1 protein-coding gene is annotated in these 936 nt (G+C 64.7%); it reads right to left on the bottom strand.

The features are described from left to right. Window positions 1-7: 7 nt before the first annotated feature. Window positions 8-936, bottom strand: a 929-nt coding sequence (locus ACTQXO_RS08725) for an arginine deiminase (protein WP_441039021.1), incomplete at its 5' end; no start/stop codon positions are given.

Below are 936 nucleotides of genomic sequence, written 5' to 3'. Positions count from 1 at the left end.
GAAAACCTTAGAGGTCCTCGCGCCAGAAGGGCATGCTCATGCAGCGCGGGCCGCCACGGCCGCGGGAGAGCTCGGCGGAGGGCACGACGAGAAGGTCCAGGCCCTCCTTGTACAGCACGTCGTTGGTGACGGTGTTGCGGGCGTAGACGCAGATCTTGCCGGGCTCGACGCACAGGGTGTTGGAGCCGTCGTTCCACTGCTCGCGGGAGGCCGCGATCGGGTCGCCGCCGCCGCAGGGGATCAGCTTGACCTGGTCGACGCCGGTGGCGTCCTCCAGGACGTGCTCGAGGGTGTCCTCGATCAGGCGGATGTTCACGTCGCCCGGGTTCTTGCCGGCGGTCAGCTCGTAGACGCGCAGGGTGCCCATGATGGCGGGGTGGATCGTGAACTTATCGACGTCGATCTGGGTGAAGACCGTGTCGAGGTGCATGAAGGCGCGCGAGACCGGGATGTCGAAGGCCAGGATGCGCTCGACCTTGGAGTCGGAGTTCCAGAAGATGTTCTGGGCCATGACGTCGATAGCGGCGGCCTGGGTGCGCTGGGAGATGCCGACGGCGAGGGTCTTCTCGTTGATGTTCAGCACGTCGCCGCCCTCGGTGTGGAACTGGCAGTCGCGGCGGAAGTACAGGGAGACGTCCTTGTAGTCGGGGTGGTACTTGAAGACGTACTTGCCGTACAGGGTCTCGCGGTTGCGGGTGACCGAGTACATGCGGTTGAGGTTGACGCCCTCGCCGACGACCGCGAACGGGTCGCGGGTGAAGTAGAGGTTGGGCATCGGGTCGATGATCAGGTCGGACTCGGACTCGGAGTTGACCAGGGAGTCGAGGGTCGTGGAGGCCGTGAGGGGCATCTCGATCTCGGCCTTGGTCATGCCGGCCATGGTCTTCTTGACGAACTCGAGGTTGTCCTCGATGGAGTCCAGCTTCTCGCGGACGA

Origin of the sequence: Collinsella sp. LCP19S3_D5 (assembly GCF_052121415.1) — a bacterium.
Classification (GTDB): domain Bacteria; phylum Actinomycetota; class Coriobacteriia; order Coriobacteriales; family Coriobacteriaceae; genus Collinsella.
Note: the sequence above shows the minus strand (reverse complement) of the source record. Positions and strands in the feature narration are given on the sequence as shown.